16 protein-coding genes and 1 tRNA gene are annotated in these 18786 nt (G+C 56.6%); 6 read left to right on the forward strand and 11 right to left on the reverse strand.

Going from position 1 to position 18786, the window contains the following annotated elements:
* Positions 1–5 precede the first annotated feature (5 nt).
* The 11 genes from VGR81_06535 to VGR81_06585 form a co-directional block, all read right to left on the reverse strand.
* A complete protein-coding gene (locus VGR81_06535) occupies positions 6–1541 on the reverse strand; it encodes an amino acid permease (protein ID HEV2288594.1) in 1536 nt (511 codons plus the stop codon).
* Positions 1534–2211 (reverse strand): thiamine phosphate synthase, encoded by a 678-nt coding sequence (thiE, locus tag VGR81_06540; GenBank protein HEV2288595.1) that lies wholly within the window; start codon positions 2209–2211, stop codon positions 1534–1536. The genes VGR81_06535 and thiE overlap by 8 nt, the downstream gene beginning before the upstream one ends.
* Before the next feature lie 11 nt (positions 2212–2222).
* Positions 2223–3575, reverse strand: coding sequence for an acetyl-CoA carboxylase biotin carboxylase subunit (gene accC, locus VGR81_06545; protein ID HEV2288596.1), 1353 nt, complete (start codon positions 3573–3575; stop codon positions 2223–2225).
* A gap of 30 nt (positions 3576–3605) precedes the next feature.
* Positions 3606–4151 (reverse strand): acetyl-CoA carboxylase biotin carboxyl carrier protein, encoded by a 546-nt coding sequence (accB, locus tag VGR81_06550; protein HEV2288597.1) that lies wholly within the window; start codon positions 4149–4151, stop codon positions 3606–3608.
* A complete protein-coding gene (locus VGR81_06555) occupies positions 4148–5200 on the reverse strand; it encodes a Xaa-Pro peptidase family protein (GenBank protein ID HEV2288598.1) in 1053 nt (350 codons plus the stop codon). The genes accB and VGR81_06555 overlap by 4 nt, the downstream gene beginning before the upstream one ends.
* 80 nt (positions 5201–5280) lie before the next feature.
* Positions 5281–8046 carry a type IV pilus secretin PilQ gene (gene pilQ, locus VGR81_06560; GenBank protein HEV2288599.1) on the reverse strand — a complete coding sequence of 922 codons (2766 nt, stop codon included), beginning with the start codon at positions 8044–8046 and terminating at the stop codon, positions 5281–5283.
* The gene (locus VGR81_06565; GenBank protein HEV2288600.1) at positions 8043–8720 is read right to left on the reverse strand and encodes a hypothetical protein; all 678 of its coding nucleotides are present in this window, start codon (positions 8718–8720) and stop codon (positions 8043–8045) included. Before VGR81_06565 ends, pilQ begins: the two co-directional genes overlap by 4 nt.
* Positions 8721–8740: 20 nt before the next feature.
* Positions 8741–9409, reverse strand: a complete 669-nt coding sequence (pilO, locus tag VGR81_06570) for a type 4a pilus biogenesis protein PilO (GenBank protein ID HEV2288601.1) — start codon at positions 9407–9409, stop codon at positions 8741–8743.
* Positions 9410–9411: 2 nt separating this feature from the next.
* Positions 9412–10038, reverse strand: a complete 627-nt coding sequence (locus VGR81_06575; GenBank protein HEV2288602.1) for a PilN domain-containing protein — start codon at positions 10036–10038, stop codon at positions 9412–9414.
* The gene (gene pilM, locus VGR81_06580; GenBank protein HEV2288603.1) at positions 10035–11078 is read right to left on the reverse strand and encodes a type IV pilus assembly protein PilM; all 1044 of its coding nucleotides are present in this window, start codon (positions 11076–11078) and stop codon (positions 10035–10037) included. Before pilM ends, VGR81_06575 begins: the two co-directional genes overlap by 4 nt.
* 338 nt (positions 11079–11416) lie before the next feature.
* The gene (locus VGR81_06585; GenBank protein ID HEV2288604.1) at positions 11417–12883 is read right to left on the reverse strand and encodes a menaquinone biosynthesis decarboxylase; all 1467 of its coding nucleotides are present in this window, start codon (positions 12881–12883) and stop codon (positions 11417–11419) included.
* Positions 12884–13098: 215 nt separating this feature from the next.
* Here VGR81_06585 and VGR81_06590 point away from each other — a divergent pair, with 215 nt between their 5' ends.
* The 6 genes from VGR81_06590 to VGR81_06615 all read left to right on the forward strand — a co-directional run bounded on the left by VGR81_06590 (position 13099) and on the right by VGR81_06615 (position 18767).
* Complete coding sequence (locus VGR81_06590; protein ID HEV2288605.1) at positions 13099–14427, forward strand: efflux RND transporter periplasmic adaptor subunit; 1329 nt, start codon at positions 13099–13101, stop codon at positions 14425–14427.
* Between the two features lie 5 nt (positions 14428–14432).
* On the forward strand, positions 14433–15653 hold the full coding sequence (locus VGR81_06595) for an ABC transporter permease (protein HEV2288606.1): 1221 nt from the start codon (positions 14433–14435) through the stop codon (positions 15651–15653).
* Positions 15646–16248: a hypothetical protein gene (locus VGR81_06600; protein ID HEV2288607.1), complete on the forward strand. Its 603-nt coding sequence runs from the start codon at positions 15646–15648 to the stop codon at positions 16246–16248. The genes VGR81_06595 and VGR81_06600 overlap by 8 nt, the downstream gene beginning before the upstream one ends.
* A 403-nt stretch (positions 16249–16651) precedes the next feature.
* Entirely contained in the window at positions 16652–17035 is a 384-nt protein-coding gene (locus VGR81_06605; GenBank protein HEV2288608.1) for a hypothetical protein, read from the forward strand.
* 141 nt (positions 17036–17176) lie between these two features.
* Positions 17177–17250: transfer RNA gene (locus VGR81_06610), tRNA-Gly, on the forward strand.
* 95 nt (positions 17251–17345) lie between these two features.
* Positions 17346–18767, forward strand: a complete 1422-nt coding sequence (locus tag VGR81_06615; GenBank protein HEV2288609.1) for a sialidase family protein — start codon at positions 17346–17348, stop codon at positions 18765–18767.
* The last annotated feature ends 19 nt before the right edge of the window (positions 18768–18786 follow it).

Consider the following 18786-nt stretch of genomic DNA (forward strand, 5'->3'; position numbering starts at 1 on the left):
CCTGTTTATTCGGTTGCTGAGGCTGTTCGATTTCGTGTCACCAATTGCCAGACCAGATAAACCGGGAGGCCGACCAAAACGATGATGAGCCCCGGCCACGTGTTTTGCGGCTTATAACGCAACAATTGCACTTCCAAGAACAGCGCCATCGCAATATAAATTGCCGGAAGCACGGGATACCCGAAAGCCCGGTATGGCCTCTCCATCGTTGGCCGTGTTCGCCGCAAGACAAATATCGCCACGAGGGTCAGGATGTAGAAAATCAGCTCGGCGAAGATCAGAAAATCAAGGAGCTGGTTGTATGTGCCCGAAAGGCACAAAATAGAAGCCCAGGCGCACTGCAAAATCAGCGCAACGCCAGGCACACTGTGCCGATTCACCCGCCCGATGGATCTAAACAGCAAACCGTCTTTCGCCATTGCGTAATAAATGCGCGCTCCGGCAAGAATCAGTCCATTATTGCAACCAAAACAAGAAATCAGAATCGCCAGCGCCATAATCACCGCGCCAATCGGTCCAAAAATTACCTGCAATGCAGCGGTCGCCACGCGTCCGTCCGTTGCGAACTGGATTCCGCGTGAAAGAATCGAAGTTCCATTCGGGTCGCCAGCCATCGGCAGAATTCTGAGGTAAGCGAAATTCGTGAGCACATACAGCGTTGTGACAATCACCGTCCCCAGGAACAAAGAAAGCGGAAGGTTCCGCTCCGGCCGCTTTACTTCCGCGGCTGTGAACGTAATGTCGTACCATGCGTCGGACGAAAAAAGCGCTCCAACCATCGCGACACCAACCACCGTGGCCGTCGCAACCTCCCACGTGCCCACGCCCGGAGGATAAGCGTGCTGCACGGAAAGCCCTGCGTTTCGCCAGAAGTTATGGAAGTTTGCAGCGATCGATTCCGCGCGCGAAAAAATGATCCCGATGATGACCAACGCGGCCAGCGTGACAATCTTTACGCTGGTAAAAACATTTTGAACGATCTTGCCCAGGCGAAGCCCGCGCAGGTTGATCCACGTCAGTAACACGATGGAAAGGATGGCCAGCAAGTTTTGCCGGTTCAAACCCAGCTCGTATGGGCCCAGCACGCCAAAACTGAATTTCCATGGCCCGAAAGTCCCGAACTTTAAAATCCATGCTGTTGGAGAAAACCACGGCATGAACACGCCGGTGAACTTGGCAAACGCGATAGCCACCGCCGCAATCGTCGCGGTTTGAACCACAAGCAGCATCGTCCAGCCATACAAGAACCCCCAGAGCCGTCCAAAGGATTCTCGCAAGAAAACATACTGGCCGCCGGCGTGCGGCATCGCCGCTGCAAGCTCCCCGTAGCTGAGCGCGCCGATCAGCGTCATTACACCGGACATCACCCAGACCATGATCAGCAAGCCCGGGCTCTGCACCTGATTGGAAATATCTGCGGAAACGATGAAGATGCCGGAGCCGATCATCGATCCGACCACAATCATCGTCGAATCGAACAGGCCGAGCCCCTTCACAAGCTCGGGAGCTGTCTGCTTCAATGATGCGGCCCGTTCAGCCATTCTTGTTGGCTCCAGCCTTCGAATGGAACACGGAGTTGCCGCGCGAGTTTTCTCTTACTTCTGCTGCAATAGCAAGGAATTCTTTTGCGCGCGTTGCCGGATCACTGCTGGAGATCAGCTCGCGAACCACGGCAATCGAATCTGCACCAGCAGCATAAACTTCAGCAGCACGAGATAGGGTTATGCCGCCAATGGCCACGATTGGCTTTCGCGTCAGCTTCCGCGCCTCGCGGATCAACGCCGTGCCAACGACGGGATCCGGCTTCTCTTTTGTCGAAGTTGCAAAGATCGGGCCAATCGCAATGTAATCCACGGACGTTTTCGCCGCGGCGCGAAACTGCTCCAAATTATGTGTCGAAACACCCACCCAGCGTCCCGAGCCACAGACCCTGCGGGCGTCTTCTGGTGTCAAGTCCCGCTGTCCGACATGCACTCCTCCCGCACCCGCCATTGCCGCAATATCGGGCCGGTCATTCACAATGAATCGCGCATTGCGGCTTGCCAGGGTCTCGGCAAGCGCCGAGCATGTCCTCAGATACTCGCGCGATGACAATCGCTTGGCCCTGTATTGAATCAACTCCACACCGGCGGCCGCCAAAGTCTTGGCGCATCCCGCTGGCGCGCCATTTAATAGTTCGTTATCCAACACCGCATACAGAGGAGGAAACAAACGCGCGTCTCCTATTTAACCGCAGCCGCTTCGTAGCGGTCGAGAAAATGCGTGTCGAGCCGCCCAGCGATGAAATCCGCATCTTCAAAAATCTTCTTATGTAGCGGAATCGATGTTTTGATTCCCTCGATCACGAACTGATCGAGTGCCCGCGACATTCGTGCGATGGCTTCGGCTCGGTCGTCTCCAAACGCTACCAATTTCGCCACGAGCGAATCGTAATACGGCGGCACAACCGCCTCGGAATAGAGCGCGGTATCCACGCGAATCCCTGGGCCGCCTGGAACGCGAAACGCCGTGATTCGGCCCGCCGAAGGTGCAAACGTCACCGGGTCCTCGGCATTGATCCGGCACTCGATTGCGTGGCCGTGGAAGTTGGGCTTCCGCAGCACGGCATCCAGTTTCTCGCCCGCCGCAAGCCGAATCTGTGCCTTCACGAGATCCACGCCGGAAACCATCTCTGTGACGGGATGCTCCACCTGAATCCGCGCGTTCACTTCGATAAAATAAAGTTCGCCTGAAGCTTCATCCCGCAGAAATTCCACCGTTCCCGCATTTGAATATCCAAGTTTCGCCAGCGCCTTCGCCACGCGGTTGCCCATGGCATCGCGCGCCTTCGCATCTAGCGCGGGCGAAGGGGATTCCTCGATGATTTTCTGGTGTCGCCGTTGAATTGAGCATTCGCGCTCCCGGAGATGCGTCACATTCCCGTGCTTGTCTCCAATCACTTGGAACTCGATGTGCCGCGGCCGCTCGACGAGCTTCTCGATGTATACGTTCGGGCTGCCGAAGGCCTGCTGTGCCTCGTTTCGCGCGGTTTGAAATGCGGAGACAAGTTCGTCACGTTTGCGCACCACGCGCATCCCGCGTCCGCCACCGCCCTCCGCAGCCTTGATAAGCACCGGAAAGCCGATCTCCTCGGCTAGTTTCTGGGCCGTCTCTTCGTCCGGCACCACTCCCGGGCTACCGGGAATGATCGGCAACCCGGCGGCGGCCATTTCACGCCGCGCACGATCCTTCTCGCCCATCATGCGGATCACTTCCGGAGAAGGCCCAATAAACGTGATGTGTGAAGCCTCGCAGACTTCCGCAAAATTGGCATTTTCTGAGAGGAATCCGTAACCCGGGTGAATGGCGTCCACATTGGTGATTTCCGCAGCGCTGATGACATGCGGAATATTCAGGTAACTCTCAGAAGAACGCGGCGGTCCGATGCAAACCGCTTCATCGGCGAATCGCACATGCAGTGAATTGCGGTCAGCTTCCGAATAGACGGCAACCGTCTGTATCCCAAGCTCTTGGCATGCACAGAGCACGCGAAGCGCTATCTCGCCTCGATTGGCAATCAGAATTTTTCGAAACATTTTCCCCTGAGGAAGGCTCCCCAGTCTCAATCACTGTTTCCGGCTGGGATGGATTGCAAAAAGAGGCTCGCCATACTCCACCGGCTGCCCGTTTTCCACCAATATGCGCATAACTTCCCCGGCCACGTCGGCTTCAATTTCGTTCATCAATTTCATGGCTTCAATGATGCACAGAACCTGCCCGGTATTCACGCGATCCCCGACGCGAACAAAGGGCTCCGCGTTAGGGCCTGGAGACGCGTAAAAAGTGCCGACAATGGGGGATTTTATGACGTGAAGATTTTCCTTGTTGGTATCGGGAGCAGGCTGCGGCACGGCAGCAGATGCCTCGGGCTGAACAGATCGCGCCACCACGATTTCCGGCGTAGGTTGGGCCGCCCGAAATGGAGTTCCTCCGTGGAACTGGGCTTGCCCTTTGCGAAGCCGGATCCGCACAGCACCGTTCTCGAATTCAAACTCCTCGAGGCCATGCTCGCTCATGAAATCAAGGATCTTAGAGATCTCGCGGAGATCCGGTGATGGCGAATGCGAAGATTGTGAGCCTGACGAACTGCTTTTCTTGCCTTTTGCCTTCATCCGAGTTCGATCAGCTCCCGTTTAGCCTGCGTCAGATACTCAGCACCCGTTTCCGTCAAAACCACGTCATCCTCAATTCGGATGCCGCCCTGCCCCTCAAAATAGACCCCTGGCTCGAGGGTTACCACCATTCCCGTTCGCAGGATCGACTTATCCCCACGGCCTAGCCGAGGTATCTCATGGACTTCCAGTCCAAGTCCATGTCCGGTGCTGTGGATAAACTTATCGCCTAGCCCAGCGCGCTGGAGAACCCGCCTAGCTGCTGCATCCACTTCTCCGCCACGCACGCCCGGCTTCAGCGCCAATCGCGCGGATTCCTGCGCTTCGAGTACGACCTTGTAGCGCCGCTTGATCTCCTTCGGCGCCCGCCCCACGAAAACCGTCCGCGTCAGGTCACTCGAATAACCGCGGAGTATAGCACCCAGGTCAAAGACCACCAACTCGTTTTTCTTGATAGCCTTCCGGCTGGCGCGGGCGTGCGGCAAGGCCCCTCGCTCCCCCGATGCGACAATTAACTCAAAGGCGGCGCCCCAGGCCCCCCTGCGCCGCATACGGTACTCAATCTCAGCCGCCAGATCCGACTCCCGCACTCCAACCTTTACCAGTGGCAATATATCGTTCCATGCCGCGCAAGCGATTCCTCCGGCCTCGCGGATAATCTGTATCTCTTCGGCATCCTTGATCGCACGCACCATCTCAATCCGGCCATCCCAGGCAAACCACTGTATCCTCTTCCCGGCCATCCCCTCGAGCGTGCGCTCTTGCATGACCGTGAGCCTAACGGCCTCAAACCCAACTCGGCGCGCCCGGATGGCCTTTAATCGCTTTGCGGCGCCCGCCAGGAGCGAACCCCGGACAATCTGGACCTTGGCCGCGGCCACTTCCTCTCTGACTTGGGTTGTGTAGCGAGTATCCGAAATGAGAGTGGCGTCGGAAGGGGTCACTACCAGAATCGCCGAACTACCAGAAAAGGAGGTTAAGTAGAAGACGTTCGGAAGATGGGTTACCACGAAGGCGTCGAGGCCCTCGGCACCCATCTGCTGCTGCAAAAGAGAAAGGCGGGTCGCTTGACTTACATGACCCGCCTTTCGAGATTCGATTGCCAGTCCCGAAATTCTTCCCTCCCGCGCTACATGGGAAGGATACGAGGAGTAATGAAGAACAGCAACTCCGTTGTATTGACGGAGACTATTCGCTCCTGGAACAGATGCCCGATGATCGGCAGGCTGCCCACGAACGGGACCTGGTTGATATTCGTTTGCTGGTTGGTGACAAACACACCGCCAATCATGACCGTCGCACCGTCGTTCACGAGCACCTTCGTATCCTCCGCCTGGGTGTCAAGAGCGGGGATACCCTGAATTCGTGGAATCGAAGGATCGATCTGCGTGTTCTCGACGTGGAGAGTCATGAAAATGGTGCCGTCCTTCGTAATTTGCGGGGTCACCTGCAGTTCGAGCACTGCGTCGACGAACTGCACAGAAATCGTATTGTTGATAATCGTCTGAATCGGAATCTTGGTTCCTTGCTTAATCGTAACTTCCTGGTTGTTTTCAGCCACGATCTGCGGCTTGGAAAGCAGTTTACCAACGCCCTTGGACTCAGACGCGCTGATGATTTCATCCAGCGCGAAATTGGCCGAAGAGAACGCATATGATATGGCGCTCGTCGGTACGGCTGCTCCCAGGTTCGAAACCAGCGGCATCTGCACCGCCGTTGCACTGCTGCCTGAGGGGGCGGAAGTTCCTACAATGACCGGGGGCGCTGGAAGCGGTGGCACGAAGCGGCTGATGGGGCTGGTGCCCACACTCGTCGCTCCACCAAAAAGGTTGCGTCCGTTTGTCGCGGAGCCAGCAAATCCGAACTGGTTGCCAATGTCCTGGGCGAAGTTGCGCTGCGCCTGAACGACTCGCGCCACGATCTCCACCTGCTGCGTCCGCTGATCAAGTTCACGGATCAAATTGTCAACTACAGGGAATATGGTTGGAATGTCGCTGATAATCAGCGTGTTCGTGCGGTCGTCCGCGAGCACGTCGCCCCGCGGAGACAGGAACTTCTTGACTGTGCCGACCAAGTCAGAGGCTTTGGCGTAGCTAAGCACCTTGGTAGTCGTCACCAAATCCGCAGCTTCGACTTCCGCCTTCGCCAGTTCCTTGGCTTCGTCGGCCTCTTTCTTGATGGTTTCCTTGGTCGCTATCCGTAGAACGTTACCGTCGAGCTGTTTGTCCAAGTCGTTGTTCTTCATTACGATATCGAGCGCCTGATCCCACGGAACGTTGTCCAAAACCAAGGTTAGCGTGCCCTTCACGCTAGGATCCACGACTACGTTCAAACCGCTGATTTCATGAATCAACCGGAAGAAATCCTGCAAATCAACGTTCTTCAAATTCACCGAAATCGGCGCACCCGTGTATTTTTCTCCGCCCCCCTGAATGGGCTGTATCCCCGCGGGAGAATCGGTGGCTGCAGGCGAGGCGACAGCGTTTGGCTGTTGCGGCGTCGCGTCTGCGTTGGTAACCATCGCCGAAGGCACGACGGTCGGCGCGTTAGGGGCCGCACTCGCAGGCGCTGCTGGCTGTTGCGCTGGCGAGGCTACTGCTTGCGATGCCGCACTATCCGGCTTCGCGGCATCCTGCGCCGTTGCCGTTTCAGTTGAATTGCTTGGCGAGGCCGCGGCATTTGGCTGCTGCGGCGCCGGATTTGTGCTGGGAGCCATCGCCGGAGACACAGGCGGAGCCGCTGGCTGTTGCGCTGGCGAGGCTGTCGCTTGCGATGCCGCACTATCCGGCTTCGCGGCATCCTGCGCCGTTGCCGTTTCAGTTGAATTGCTTGGCGAGGCCGCTGTTGGAGATACAGAGGGCTGAGCGGGCTGGGTTGCTTCCGCTGGATTCGTTGTAGGATTGGCCGGTGAGCTTCCACTCTGGCCAGAATTCGAGTTTGTTTCAGGTTTTGCCGTGGCCGCTTGCGCCGAAGACGCATCAGAATCCGCAGCCTTTGCGGCGCTTTCCGAGGCCAGCGGCGGAACTGCAGCTGCTGGATCGCTCGATGGCGCTGGAGTTATAGCAGCCGGGGCGGCTGATGGAACCGCGGAGGCCGCCTCGGGTTGGAAATCCACCGCGATGCCGCCGTCCACTTGCTTGACCTTATACGGCGCCGTATTGGAAAGGTCGATAACGATTCGCGCGACTTGAGGCGAGAACTGTCCTGCGCGTACATCGCGAATCGGTTCGACATTGCTCGAAATCTTGTGCGGCCCTGCCATGCGCGTGCCGGGGAAATCCAGCACAAGCCTGTCCGGCTTGCTCAATCGCAGTTCTTGATGGTTGAGTGAACCTGACCCCAACACCAAAACTTCCGCGGCATCATTGCTCTTGACGATAGAAATCTGCTTTATCGCAGACAGCGCGGCTGTTCCAGGGGCGTCGACGCCCTTCAGCGAGGTCGGCACAACACGCGGAGATTGATCAGCATTGGAACTCGCATCCGAGATCCCGCTTTTCGATACGATGATTTGCAATCCGTCCTGTCCCTGCCGGGTAATTTTGGGAGTAGCTCCGTCGCCGAGCAAAATCTCTAGCCGAGAAACGGTCTTGTCTCCATCCTGGTATTGCTCGAGCCTGTAGCTGCGCACAATGTCTGTGCCCAAAACCTCAGACGCATCCGCGGTCGACGCAGCCACGCCCTTCAGGTCAACATAGTAGAGGTCCGGGCTCGGATGATGAATCGTGTACTGGAACGGTCCACTGGCTTTAGCGTCGAGACGCACGACTCCTTGACCGATTGCTGACGTCACATGCACCGTCGGGCTCGAATCCGCCCGGAGTGCGCTTGTCGGAATCAGGAGGCTCGCCGCCGTGAGGCAGGCAAGCCCAAACGGCTGCCAAATCTTGCTCATTGCTCGTCTCCTGCAATCGGGTAGAGTCGTTTGGTCACTTCGCGTTGCACCACCCTGCCAAACGCGTCTTTGCTTTCCTGCTGGAACGTAATTTGCCCAAGCTCGATTTTTTCCACTACACCGTCGAAAATATGGTCTCCGGTGTGGAGAAAATAGACGTGATCCTCGGGGTTCGCCACTACGGCGACAAAACTATCCGAAGTCCTTACCATCCCTTGGAGCCGCATCGTGGCTACCTGCAAACCGGCGATTCCGGGCGGCAGATTCCCGCGTCCCGCACCAGGCTCGGAGGTCTTCACCAATGGCGCAAAGGGGTCCCGGGTATGCATGGCCTCTTCCACGGCCACAGGCGGCGGAGGGGGCAAAGGAGCTACAATTTGAGGTGTTTGTGGCGCAGCCACGACCTTAGCGGGCAGCGGCTTCTTGGGCTGAGCTTTGGTCTCGACTCTCTTCGCCGGCGCACTCTTCCCAAGGCTGACTTTCTTTCTTACGATCGGTCGCGATGTCCGCTTTTGGGTCACCTGCATCCCAGAACTCGTCTTCGTGGCAGGAGTTTTCGAGGCCTGAGGCTTCGCCGGAGTTCTCGGGACTTGCTGCGACCCTGCCATGGATGCGCACAACAGCAGCAGCGCAAGAAGCGTAACGAATCTCATAAATGGTTGCAGGCGTTTCATGTGTCCTTGTCCCATTCCACTTAGTGATTCCCGGCCATCGGTGCGCTCGGCGCCTTACCGCCAGCTGCGCTGCCGGAACCCGATGCCGTACCGTCCGTCGAGTTTGTGAAAAATGTCGTAATTGTGAATTGAGCCGTTACTGTCGTGCCCGGTGTAGTCCGAAATTGTGTGGAAGCGCCCCCGTTCTGGCTCACTTGGGACAGCTTCATGTCTCCCACATTGATGATCCGAGAGAGGCGCCCAAGCCGCGTGAAAAAATCAAGAAGAGCGAAATAGGGGCCGTCAACCGTGAGCTTGAACGGCATGGCGTAATGGTATTGCTGCGACACGACCGGTTGCGTTTCGATCTTGCGGATCATGACTCCTGAGGCGCTCGCTGCGGTTTGCACCATAATGATGAATTGATCGACTTCTTTGTTTTCAGGCACAATTGCCTGCAGCGTCTCCAGTTGTTTCTGCAGTGCCGTCATCTCTCCCTGCAACTCAACCCGTCGCTGTTGGTACACGCGCAGCGATTGCACATTCGCATCGAGAGGTTTCAATCTTGCGTTGGCATCGTCCACAGCCACACGTTCCGCTTGCACTGGCGAAAACGGCATGTATAAGCCGGCGAGGACCAGCACGATCGCCAGCGCCAAGAACACCAGAGCTTGAATTGGCCACGCCATTTCCTTGAAAGAAGTCGCCATGATTAGCTCTTCCCCGGCCGTGCTGCTGCCGCAGGGGTTGTCGAAGCTCCCGCACCCGATTTCCCGGCCGCGTTCACGTTTGCCGTCATCGCAAACGCATATGTCTGAACGCCCTTGACGATGTCATTCTCGGTCGCCGTCTTGATTTCAATCTGACCGAAATACCCTGACCGCTTCATCTGCGTGATGAAGTTCGCGATTGCTGTGATTGAAGCAGACTCGCCCGTGATATTCAGAGAATCCCCGTTGCGCTCAAGTTCTGTCAGCCACAATTGGTCGGATCGGCTAACGGTATTCGCGACCATTTGCAATAAATCCTGGCCACCGGAACGCCCGGCCTGCAACGCTTCAATCACGTTGATGCGCTGCTGCAGGACCGTTTTTTCCTTCTCGTAGGTTTCCACTTCGGTCTTGGTCTGTTGTAGTCTGGCTTGCTCCGCTTGCAGACTCGCTATGCGCGCCTGAATACCGGTAAGTTCGGTTTCTTTTTGGTGGTACATCACATAGAGCACCACGCAGGCGAGCAATATGGAGGCTGCAAACAGCACCAGTCGCAGCGACGACTCCAGCGGAATCGTCGGCCCGGTTGTCTTCGGCCTTTCCTGACCGAGGAGGTTGATCCGAATCATGGGGTATCGAAGCTCCTCAGCGCCAAGCCGACCGCAATAGCCAGCCGCGGCGCCATCTCCCGAATTTTTTCTTCATCATGCCGCCCCGGATTCACCACAATCTTCCGGAACGGGTAAAGCTCTTCGACCGGCATCCCAAATTCTTCCCGCAACAAATCCAAAAGGCCAGGCACACGTGCCGTTCCCCCCGCCACTACGATCCGGCGAATGTTTTCGCCGCTGGCCGTAGCGCGGAAAAAGTCAAACGTCTTTTGAATTTCCAAAATCAAGATGTCCGATACCGAACGCAGGATCGACGTCCGCTGCTCCTCAGTTATGCCCGGAACAGTTCCGCCCATCTTCAATCTCTCGGCGTCTTCGAAGTTCAGGTCGAGTTCCTTTTGGAGCGCGTCTGTGTACTGATTGCCACCCACCGAAACGTCGCGGGTGAATAACGGTGTCCAGCCGCGAATGATATTGATGTTCATCACGCTCGCGCCGATATTGAGCAGCGCCACTACCTGCGCCGGGTCAGGGTCGTAATTGATCTCGAAGCAGTTCTCCAGCGCAAAGGCGTCAATGTCCACAACCACGGGAGCCTTCCCCGCCTGCGCCAGCACGTTTGTGTGGTTTAGAATTTTGTCCTTTTTCACTGCCACCAGGAGAACGTCCATCTGGCTTTCCGTGGTTTCCAAAAGCTGGTGACTCAGGTTCACGTCTGCAATGTCGAAGGGAATATGCTGGCTCGCTTCCGCCTGCACGCGATCGTAGAGCTCTTCCTCGGTCATCAACGGCATGGGCACGCGCTTCACGATCACAGAGTGCCCGGAAACGGATGTGGCTACGTCCTTTATCTTGATCTTCTGCGTGTCAAAGATGGCGCTGATCCGTTCGGCGACAGCCGGCGCGTCCATAATCGCGCCGTCCACTACGGTATCTTGCGCCAGCGGCTCAATCCCGAAGTTGATAAGCTCGTACCCCTGCTTCGTCTTCTTGAGTTCCACCGCTTTGACGGAGCTTGACCCGATATCCAGCCCGATCAGAGATTTCGATTTCCCCATCCCGAACATCGTGTCGCCCCTCAATCAATGGCTTCTGCTGCCGCAGTCTCCACAAGACCGCTCAATTCTCGCGGCCGCTAGAAGCAATTTTTCTTTGAAAGCCCCAATTACTGCTCGACCCACCCCGGTCTCATCGAGCAATCACCCATACTGAACTTACCAGTACTGCTGTACCCCTTATCCACTGCAGCGAATTCACTGTCAAGCGAGCGATTCGCTCGGTGTGCAGTTGGTAATGCCCGACAGTCACGATTTAAATAGAGGAAAGAGAAGAAGTCTATGGACTTTCCCGAAGAGCGTGCGAAAAGTGAACCTGTTCTAGCGGACAGGATTTGCCACTATGTTAGACGCGAAATGTCAATTCCCATAGTTTTCCACAGGGCGTCAACCCGCGACTTCGTCGCGTCGTCCATACGAATCTCATCCGGCCACGGCCGCGCAAATCCCTCCGCTGCCCATTTGCGCGTCGCGTCGATGCCCATCTTCGAACCAAAATCCTGCATGCGAGACGCGTGTTCTAGCGTATCCACCGGACCAAGTACGAATTCGATATCGCGCTGCGGGTCAATCGCGCAAAGCGTCTTCCACAGAACTTCACGGCCGTTCTGAACATTCACGTCGTGATCCACCACGACCACGACCTTTGTAAACATGGCCTGCCCCAACGACCAGATTGCGTTCATGATTTTCCGCGCATGGCCGGGGTACGATTTGCGGATAGAAACGAGCATCAGGTTTTGAAAAATACCTTCCGCCGGCATCGCCACATCCACAATCTCCGGGTATTGCATCTTCATTACGGGGAGGAATATGCGCTCGACCGCGTGTCCCATGAAAAAATCTTCCTGCGGTGGAGGGCCGACGATCGTCGTCAGATAGAGCGGGTCCTTGCGGTGGGTAATGCACGTAATGTGAAACACGGGGTACTCGCCTTCGAGCGAATAAAAACCGGTGTGGTCGCCAAAGGGGCCCTCTGTGCGCATCTCAGAAAGGTCTACGTACCCTTCCAGCACGATTTCTGCATTTGCTGGGACTTCCAGATCCACAGTCTCGCACGCAACCATCTCTACCGGAGACCTCCGCAGGAACCCCGAAAACATGAATTCGTCCAAATCAGGCGGCACGGGCAAGATGCCAGCCAGTGCCGTCGCCGGATCGGCGCCAATCGCCACGGCAACTTCCAGCCTTCCCTTTCCGTGGCGCGCTCGCGCACTCCGAAAGTGCTCGGCTCCATGCTTCTGGGTCTGCCAGTGCATTGCAGTCGTTCGCTCGTCGAAAACCTGCATGCGGTAACATCCGACGTTTCGCTTGCCTGTCTCCGGATTCTTCGTAATCACCATCGGCCAGGTGATATATTTACCCCCGTCCTGCGGCCAGCATTTCAAAATTGGAAAATCTGAAAGCGAAAACTCATTCTTGAGAATTACTTCCTGGCATGGCCCCGATTTAACCGTCTTTGGAAAAAACGAGCCTAGTTCCGCTAACTTTGGGAGCATTTTCAGTTTGTCGAGGAAACCCTGCGGCGTCTGCACATCCAGAAACGACCGCACGCGACTGGCAACTTCGTCTAAATTCTCCACCTCCAGAGCCAAATTCATTCGCCGCTCACTTCCAAGGAGGTTGATTACCACCGGTATGCGTGATCCCTTGGGGTTCTCAAAAAACAAGGCCGGACCGCCCGCTTTCGTCACGCGGTCGGTGATTTCTGTAATCTCCAGGACGGGGTCGACTTCAGCGGTGATCCGCTTCAGTTCGCCCTCTTTTTCGAGCCTGCCAAGGAAATCGCGCAAGTCGCGGTAAGCCAACGTCCCTCCTCCAACTCAATAGGATGGCCAACTCAGGCTGCTCAATGTAGCATGGAGAAAGCTGGCGATGAAGGGAAGCCTCAGCTTGACGAAGATGAAACCCGGCACGCCTGCCTTGCGTCCTTACTTATGTAGTGTCCAGCGGAAAGACCTCTAATCTGCCAGGTTATTGGTATCGGCCGCGAGAATTCTAAATCGAGGAAATGAACTAACCCATGTCCGTACGAGAGACCTACCAAAAGCACAAGGGCCTGACTTGGCTCGCCGTGATCGTCATCGTTGCCGTCGTCGGCATCGGCGCCGTGATGAAGGGCCGCTCGAAAGATGTCCGCTATATCACCATGCCCGTCAAACGCGCAAGCATCACCGCCATGGTGCAGGCTACGGGGACCATTAATCCACTCACTACAGTGCCTGTCGGCTCATTCGTCTCCGGCACCGTTCAATATATTTTTGCCGACTACAATACTCAAGTTCACGCCGGCGACGTGCTCGCACAGCTGGATCCTACGATTTACCAGGCCCAGGTAACCACGGCGCGCGGCAATCTCGACAGCGCAATTGCTAACGTTAAGAACCTCGAGGCGAGCATCATCGCGGATCAGGCCAACGTCGACAAACTGAAAGCCACGGCCGTGTACGCTCAGGTGAATGCCAAGCGCATTGCAGATTTAACGCAGCAGGGCGTCATCTCTCAGGATCAGGACGATCAGACGCAGGCAAATTACATCGCCGCCAATGCTTCAGTGAACCAGGCGATAGCTCAGGTCAATCAAACCAAGGCGCAGCTCTCTCAGGCGCAAGCTCAGGTCATTTCCGCAAGGGGAAATCTGCGACAGGCGGAAACCAATCTCGAATACACGACGATCATCTCTCCTGTGGACGGCACCGTCGTCGCGCGCAACGTCACGGTCGGTCAGTCCGTCGCCGCATCTTTACAAGCCCCCAACGTATTTACCATTGCCCAAGACTTGACGCGCATGCAGGTGTATGCGGCCACAGATGAATCCGACACAGGACAGATTCGCGTCGGGCAACCGGCTACATTTCAGGTCGACGCGTATCCAGCTCAGACGTTCACGGGCCGCGTCAGCGCCATTCGCCTGAATGCTTTCACCGTGCAAAACGTCGTTACGTACGACACCATCATTGATTTCGAAAATCCGGAGGGTAAACTTCTGCCCGGCGAGACGGCCTATGTCACGATCCCCACTGGACACGCAAGTGACATTCTCACCGTGCCGAATATCGCGCTTACCTTCACGCCGCAAATTCCGGCCAACCAACTGCGCGACCTTTATACACGCTACAAAATTCCTCCTCAGGCTACGGTCTCTCACGTCGGAGGTGTGCAACTTGTCTGGAAGCTAGACGCAAATAACCAGCTCATTCCTGTGGCGATTCAAACGGGCATCACCGACTACACCAGTACGCAGGTAATTTCCGGCGATTTGAGGGAAGGCAGCTTGGTCGTCACCGGTGAACAAAATCTTTCCGGCGGCAGCGGCACGCGATCGCCCTTCGGTGGTCCTGGGAGGCGGTAAGAACCGTGGAAGCTGGCGAAATCGTTCGCGTCGCTCTCAGGGCGCTGGCTCGCAACAAAATGCGCACCGTGCTCACCATGCTCGGCATCATCATTGGCGTGGGTGCGGTGATTTGCACCGTCGCCATCGGAGAGGGCGCTTCCGACCAGGTCCAGTCGCAGATCGAAAGTCTCGGCGAGAATATGGTTTTCATATCCGCTGGCAGCGTGAACAAAGGCGGCGTCCACATGGGAGGCCAAGCCACAAAAACTCTGACTGTGGCTGACGGCCAGGCCATCCTCGCTGAAGTTCCCTTCATCAAGTGGTTTTCACCAAGCGTCGGCTACAGCGGCCAGATCGTGTACGGAAATAATAACTGGTCCACGCACGTCAGCGGCATCAGCCCCGATTATCTTAAGATTCGTCATTGGGCTTTGTCCGCAGGTGGCGCTTTTTCCCAGCGCGATGTTGACGCGGCATCCAACGTCTGCCTCCTCGGCCAGACGGTCGTGAAGAACCTCTTCTCCCCAAGCGAAGATCCCGTGGGAAAAACGATCCGCATCTCAAGTCTTCCCTTTCAAGTGGTCGGCGTCCTCGCGGCAAAGGGCAGTTCGCCATTTGGCGGCGATGAAGACGACACGATTCTTGCCCCGTATACCACTGTGCAGAAGAAGCTTTCAGGGATTAGTTGGATTCAGTTTATGATGCTCTCAGCCGACTCTGCGGCCGACATCCAGCCCGCGGAAGATCAGATCTCTGCGCTTCTTCGCCAGCGCCACCATTTGCGGCCGAATGAAGACAACGACTTCATCATCCGCAGCCCCACGGATTTTACCGCCGCGCAGACGCATGCGAGTGACGTCATGACCATTCTCCTTGCCAGCATCGCTTCCGTTTCGCTCCTCGTCGGCGGCATCGGTATCATGAACATCATGCTCGTCAGCGTCACCGAACGTACGCGCGAAATTGGAGTTCGCATGGCTGTTGGCGCCACGGAGTCCGACGTGCAGCGCCAGTTTCTCAGTGAAGCTATGGTATTGAGTTCTATGGGCGGGCTTGTGGGGATTGTCGCCGGCATTTTCGGTTCCGTTGCCGTCTCTGACATGTTTCACTGGCCCACGCACGTTTCTCCGGCGTCCATTGTTATTGCCGTCGTCTTTTCTGCATTCGTGGGAATTTTCTTCGGGTATTACCCAGCGCGCCGCGCTGCACAACTAGACCCAATCGAGGCTCTTCGCTATGAATAAAGCTATTCGTATTTCCGATTCTCTCTTGCGATTTTTGCTGCCGGTTCTCGCGCTCGCGGTTGCTCTTCCAGCGCGCGCTCAGGCTCCCCAGAATCCGAAGAATGCGCGCGGTGAGCAGTTCTTCATAATTTCATCGGTCAATCTGCCGAAACACGAGATCGTCTTGATGGCCCCCACTCAGTTGACGCTGGTTGCCGGCACGACGAGTCTTTCTGAATATGTCGGCGGCAAGGGTCAGAAGCTCGCTGAGAAGGATCTTAAAGCCGGCGATACGGTCTGGGCCATTATCAAAGCAGGAAAAAACGGTCAATTCACTGCGGTCAGAATCCGCGAAGGCTCCATGACCCCTGCGGATCTTCAGAAGCTATATCTCAGCCATCCATCGAACGTCGTGGCGCCGCTCCCATCCACGATGCAATCTGCCGCTCCGCTTACTGTGGCACCACAGGTCAATGCCCAAAACTACGCACACACGTCGAACCCATCCGCATTGAGTGCAACGCCGGGTTTGATCCATCCGGATACCCATCACGAAGGTTTGGCTCACCCACGCACGCATCGCCACGGCCCGGGCGACAAGCCTCGCAACTCCTAGCCGAAGAACTGTCGCGCGTGAAGGCCGATCATCTAGCCCATCTTGACCCGCGCTGGAACACGCGTTTCGTATCGAGGCACTTCCCTGCATCGGGACTTGCAAGCGCAAGGTACTGCTCCCAATTGAAAATCGCTTTTTGTCAATGAGCCTAAAAAACTTACGGCCCCCAGTGTGTCACTTTTTCATAGTACTCAAAGGCCTCGGCGCAATATTTTCTGCCTTTCCCTTTGGCTATTTGGGTGCACTTACATGCATTGCGCACGCGGAGCAGGTATTTGATCTGCACCGCGGCGGAACGCAAAGCCATGATTAGGCATAACCACATCGCCCGGCCGTATTCGTTGAGCAAGCTCACCGAGGGAGCTCGCACTGCGCCTTCTCGCCTTGCGGCTATTCAACCTAAATGATCCCTGTTGCGATTCTTATGCTCTCGGGCATGGCTCTGGTGCAGTTTTTCATGTCCTATGCGCGTTCAATCCTGGCCTCCTATGCCATGGCGGAAATCGCGCCGGCTACTATGAACCTTGTTGGCGCTCAGGCTTCCGAGATTCGTGGCCAGGAGTTTCATCGCCTCCTCAATCTTGTGCGCCTCGCACCGAATCCCGGCGACGACAAATGGGACCTGCGCATCGTGCGCTCGTATTTCAGCGTTGTGAACGTGATCGGCGGATTGGCCTGCCTGTTTGCTTCCTCCGTGTGCCAGTGGCGTGAACGCGAATCGGACCTCTGCTCTAAGTTCGCGCTCGCGGTACTCGACCGTCGCATCGCTGCAGTGGCCGCGCGCTGAGCGGGCAGGCGTTCATCTTCCTGCGTTGGGGTTCTTCATTGTCCGGCTTCCCCATCGATCGTTAAGACTTTTTTTCATCCACAACGCCGAACGCTTGAGACTGTCTCCGTGCGATGCTATCCTTTCGTGTCTGCCTTTTGGGCGGGAGTGGTTCAGTGGCAGAACGCGAGCTTCCCAAGCTTGAGATGAGGGTTCGATTCCCTTCTCCCGCTCCAATGATTCCGGCCAAATCGCTTTCTTCAGGGTGATACACTTGCGCCGCACCGAACGATCCGGCGTCGCCGTCCCGCGAAATGCCAAAGGTGGTCACATGCCCAGAACAAATCTTCGTGGCTTGTTTTTCGCTATCCTCGCTTTTACCGTATTTCCCGCGCAAGCCCTCCGCGCGCAGACGTCGCTCCCGCGCGCTCCCGGCGCGCACATCGTCAATATTTCTCCTCCCGCTGTCCATGCCAGCGAGCCTTCCATCGCTGTAAATCCAAACGACCCAAGCCAGGTTGTTGCCGTCTATCAGCCGGCATCAGTCGCTTACTCCACCGATGGAGCACAGACGTTCACCCTTGCGGATCTCCCGCCCGTTCTCGGCTGGAGAGGTGGCGGAGATGTTTCTGTGACGTTCGACAACAAAGGCCACGTTTTCCTGTCGAGCCTTCATTACGATCATCTCGGCGCGGCGTCCTATTGGGCCTATGGCGCAGGCCATAACGGAATCTTTGTTCGCCGCTCTCTCGACGGCGGCAAAACGTGGGAAAAAGACGCCGCCACCGTGAAAGCTACCGATGGCACGCAGTCGCTCATGGAAGACATGCCGCGCATCTTTGCCGACAACAATCTTCATAGTCCCTACGCAGGAAATCTCTACATCGGCTGGATCGAATGGCAGCTCAATCAATCCATCATTCTTTTCGCTCGTTCCACGGATGGCGGCAAGACTTTCTCTGCTCCTATGCGCATTAGCACCCACGCCGGTCTGCCGCGCGACGACAACGGCGCTTTGGTCAGTTTCCTCGGCGTCGTCGGCGCCGACGGCGCCATTTACGCTATCTGGAACGACGGCCTCACGATTGCCTTCACCACTTCGCACGACGGCGGAAAAACGTTCGCTCCTTCGCGCTCGATCATCGATGTCGCCGCTCCTTATTTCGGCGGAGCAACCGGTATCCCCGGCGTTGCTCGCGCGATGGGCTTTCCGCAAATCGCCGTCGATGCCCGGCCAGGTAAATCTGGCGGAAATTTGTACGTCACGTGGAGCGATTTCCGAAATGGCGATGTCGACGTGTTCATCTCGTCCTCAAAAAATCGTGGCCGCACATGGTCTCCAGCCATGCGCGTCAATACCGATCCGATTCACGATGGCAAAGACCAGTTCTTCCAATTCCTCGCCACCGATCCAATTACCGGCGACGTCTACGTCCAGTTTTACGACCGCCGTGACGATTCTGCAAACCGCAAGACGTGCTTCACTCTCGCTCGTTCCATCGACGGCGCGAAGACCTTCACGAATTATGCCTGGTCCGCCGATCCGTTCGAGGGCTTTCAATCTTTCCTCGGCGACTACACTTGGCTCACCGCTTTCAACGATAAAATTTATGGCGTGTGGACCGAATCCACTCCGCCTCCGCCGCCAGATCCTTCCGCGCCTCAAGCCGCACAGGGATTCCGCGGTCTGCGTGGAGGGACGGTCGTCCGCGTCGGCTTTGCCGATTTTTCGCAAGCCGCGGTTCACCGCTGAAAAGGTCTACCGCACTTCG

It is taken from the genome of Candidatus Acidiferrales bacterium, from assembly GCA_035934015.1.
In the GTDB taxonomy this organism is placed as follows: domain Bacteria; phylum Acidobacteriota; class Terriglobia; order Acidiferrales; family UBA7541; genus DAHUXN01.